This is a genomic window from Desulfobacter sp. UBA2225, from assembly GCF_002348205.1.
GTDB classification, from domain to species: domain Bacteria; phylum Desulfobacterota; class Desulfobacteria; order Desulfobacterales; family Desulfobacteraceae; genus Desulfobacter; species Desulfobacter postgatei.
The window spans coordinates 1-3,981 of sequence record NZ_DDYV01000315.1; the positions used below are offsets into that span (position 1 = coordinate 1).

Annotated in this window: 4 protein-coding genes; all 4 read left to right on the plus strand. The window is 47.1% G+C overall.

What is annotated here, in order from left to right; all coding sequences use genetic code 11:
- Positions 1-414: 414 nt before the first annotated feature.
- Positions 415-1,623, plus strand: coding sequence for an ABC transporter substrate-binding protein (locus B3D59_RS16375; RefSeq protein ID WP_286822187.1), 1,209 nt, complete (start codon positions 415-417; stop codon positions 1,621-1,623).
- Between the two features lie 6 nt (positions 1,624-1,629).
- Positions 1,630-2,349 (plus strand): GTP-binding protein, encoded by a 720-nt coding sequence (locus tag B3D59_RS16380; RefSeq protein WP_286822188.1) that lies wholly within the window; start codon positions 1,630-1,632, stop codon positions 2,347-2,349.
- A gap of 65 nt (positions 2,350-2,414) precedes the next feature.
- Positions 2,415-3,398 carry an ATP-binding cassette domain-containing protein gene (locus B3D59_RS16385; RefSeq protein WP_286822189.1) on the plus strand — a complete coding sequence of 328 codons (984 nt, stop codon included), beginning with the start codon at positions 2,415-2,417 and terminating at the stop codon, positions 3,396-3,398.
- Between the two features lie 281 nt (positions 3,399-3,679).
- Positions 3,680-3,981 (plus strand): phosphoribosyl-AMP cyclohydrolase (gene hisI / locus B3D59_RS16390; RefSeq protein WP_286822190.1); only part of this gene is annotated, 302 nt, incomplete at its 3' end.

A 3,981-nucleotide genomic window follows, 5' to 3' on the forward strand; every position in this document is an offset into this window, starting at 1 on the left:
AATTTTAATGCGTTTGCCCTGTGGCCCCGTCTTCTCAAGCGCCTTGTCTGGCAATGCATTTGGATGATGTTACATACACGTATGAAATCTTGGGTGAAGCCTTTTTCACTGTGGTTCACAAAATATGCGTTTGTATATGCCAAAGAGACATAAATACAAATTTGTATTTATTCTAAACAGTTTCTGTATTTACACCATAAAATACAACAATATTGTATATTATAATATTTACCGATCTATAAAAAATCGAAGTTTTATGAATTTTGCGATCATATCATCCTTGAATCAAAGGTTTTATTATCCGATTCGTTGCGTGTCGACTATTTCTTGATCCGCCCGGCATTAGAATTGCTGTTATAATCTGCCGAAAGTGTTCTCGATAATCAGAAAAAGAGTAAAGGAGCCCCAGATAATATGCCCACAAACATTCACGCAGACTTAAAAATATATGAAATCATCCAGCGTTTTCCCCAGACTCAATGGGTTTTTGTGACAAATGGCCTGGGTGCACTGGTCACTGACGATGCCATGCGGGTGCTGGCACCGTTTCTAACCCTGGGCACAGCACTGAAAAGCCGATTTATTAACATTGAGGCATTCATTGATATGCTTGAGGATACAATCACCCGAAACCCTGTAATTGACACGCCCGGACTGGTCTCAATGGAGGCTCAAAAAGACTTGAGCTTGCTGGGGCTTATGCCCTGTGGTTTGAAAATGCCTTTCAGCCGCGCTTTTTCCCAATTCTTAAACGAACTTCAGGCCAAAGAAGGGCTTTGCATTCAAGCGGCGGTTGAAGGGAATGTAAATCAGGAACTGTCATATTACTCCTATGTTGACACCATTGAATCCAAGGATGAACTGCCCGATATTATTGTGTCTGCTGATTTTAATGTCTTCCTAGGCCACCGGTTTTATAACCGTTTTGTGGTCCCGGGACATTTCACCGCTTATAGCGCACTGCCTGCCGGTCCGAATTTTTCAGATGCTCAAATTTTAGATCCCGAAAACGAATATACCATTCTATGTGTTAATCCTTTGGTGGTGGTTGCCAATCTTGATAAGTTAAAAAATAGAGACCTGCCCCACACCTGGGACGATATACTGGCGCCTGAATGGAAAAAAAGCCTCATCATCAGGGGGGGAGACGGGTTTTATTGCCATGCGGTTCTGCTGCCCACATTCAAGGCCTCCGGCAACAAGGGGATAGAGGCCTTGGCTGCCAATGTGCTTGAAGGGCTTCATCCGGCACAGATGGTCAACCGCATAGACAATAACGGCCCGGGCGCACTTTATGTCATGCCGGCTTTTTTTGCGGACCGGATCCGGCACCAGGAGCGGATTAAGGTGATATGGCCGGATGACGGAGCCCTTGCAAGCCCGGTCATTCTCCAGGTCAAATCTGAAAAAAAAGAGGAACTCAAACCGGTGCTTGATTATCTTGTGGGCAGCCAGCTTGCCCAGATCTTAGCAGGTGCCGGATTTCCCGTACCCCATGCAGATGTATCTGCAGAGGTTCAGACAAAACCGCTGAAATGGCTGGGCTGGAATTTTCTAAGGCAGAACGATTTACCTGCCCTAAATGTCGAAATTGATAAAGTTTTCATGCCCCTGGCACCTTAATTTTCCATGAACCAGGTATTGAAAAAAGCAGATCCGTCTATCAGGCTGGTGACCGTGGCAGGACCTCCCTCAAGCGGAAAAACATCTCTGATCCTTCATACGGCAACAGTGCTTTTAGAACAGGGAGTTCGTATTGGGATCATCAAATTTGACTGCCTTACCGGAGACGATCATAAAAGATATGAGCGTGCGGGCTTGCCTGTAAAGAAAGGACTGGCCGGAGGGCTGTGCCCGGATCATTTCTTTATTGCCAATATTGAGGCCTGCGTGCAATGGGGTATAAACCAAGGTTTTGATCTGTTGATCAGTGAAAGCGCAGGGCTTTGCAACCGGTGCTCTCCCCATATTAAAGGGGTTCTGGCCGTATGCGTCATCGATCATTTAAGCGGTGTGCACACACCCAGAAAAATCGGCCCCATGTTGAAGAACGCCGATCTTGTGATACTGACCAAGGGAGATATTGTATCCCAGGCTGAACGGGAAGTCTTTTCCTTTCGTGTTCGCCAGGCCAATGCAAAGGCTGCCGTACTGCCGGTGAACGGCTTGACGGGCCAGGGATCTCTTCTGGCTGCCGGTCATTTTAAAACAGCGCCGGCCATTGATTCATTGAACGGCAGACGCCTTCGCTTCACCATGCCGGCCGCTTTATGTTCCTATTGCCTGGGTGAAACTAAAATCGGGCCGGACAGTCAGATCGGCAATGTCAAAACCATGGATTTTACGTAATGGAGAATGCGAACATAAAAAGCAGCACGGATAGAGGCATTTTGAATCTTAGGCTGGATACGCTGATGGAAAAATATCCATACCTGCTTGATTTTTTCAACGCCCTTGAGATTAATCCTTTTCCTATACAAAATACTCTGGCCATGCTCATCGAAAGCCTGCCCATGGACCATTTGGTACAATTCGGCCTGAACCATAAATCCCTGTCCGCCCAGATTCTGGAATTCATCGCAAAAATGGAGCAATGCCGGGACAAAATTCATGGCAGCATGGATCATCTGGTCATTGAGGGCGGATTCGATAAAAACGGATGCCCCGAAACCATGGGGATCACCCTTTTCCCCGGTGAAGTGGTCAGCGTGGTAGGCCCCACAGGTTCAGGCAAAAGCCAGCTTCTATCGGATATTGAGTGCCTGGCCCAGGGGGACACCCCTTCAGGTCGGAAGGTACTGCCCGACGGCAAAACCCTGGATGCACCGTCTCGTTTTTCCGGCGAATTCAGGTTGGTGGCCCAGCTTTCCCAGAACATGAATTTTGTCATGGATCTGACAGTGGAGGCTTTCTTGCAAATGCATGCCGAAAGCCGCCTGATTGACAAGATTCCTGAAAAAATCACGCAGGTCTACCAGTCCGCCGTCATGCTTGCAGGTGAACCTTTTTCTTTGAACACGGCCATAACGTCTCTTTCCGGCGGCCAGTCCAGGGCCTTGATGATCGCTGATGTAGCCTATCTGAGCGCGTCTCCCGTGGTTTTGATCGATGAAATTGAAAATGCGGGCATAGACCGCATCAAAGCAGTTTCCCTGCTGCTCAACAAGGAAAAAATTGTTCTGATTGCCACCCATGATCCATTGCTTGCCCTCTCCTGTGACCGGCGCGTTGTGATAAAGAACGGAGGCATTGCCGATGTGATCAAAACCTTAGCGGCGGAGAAAAAAAGTGCAGCCTGCCTGGCCGGCCTGGACAGAAAACTGGGCCTTTTGCGGGAACGGGTTCGAAAAGGGAAACGCCTTATTTTTGACCAAAATTATTTCTTTGACCATTCTTGATTCTGTATCCACACACCCTTAATATCTGAGCAGAAACCCTCTATTTGAAAGGCTCGAAAGAGGAGTATTCACTCCTCTTTCGAGCCGTTCAAATACAATTATTAATTGACATTTTGTGTTTAAACCATTAAATATTTGGGTTTTGATATGGTCGGCCGGATGAGATATGTAAAAGATTAAGGTGCTTCTAAATTTTGATCGCCTTAATGACCCGGCTTCAAGCGGCTTTTGCCGCTTTCAATTTATCGAACAATCAAAATTATAAGGAAGACAAAAAAGTCATGCCGGAACTTGATTTTGACAAAACCGGCGGGCTGATTCCCGCCATTGCCCAAGATGCGGACACAGGAGAGGTGCTGATGCTGGCCTATATGAACCAAGAGGCCTTTGAAGAAACACTTGCCTGCGGCAATGCCGTATATTACAGCCGGTCCAGAAAAAAATTATGGAAAAAGGGGGAAACCTCGGGACACGTTCAAAAAGTCAGGGAGATCCGGGTGGACTGTGACAACGACACTGTGCTTCTCAAGGTGACCCAGGTGGGCGGGGCAGCCTGTCACAAAGGGTATAAGAGCTGTTTTTA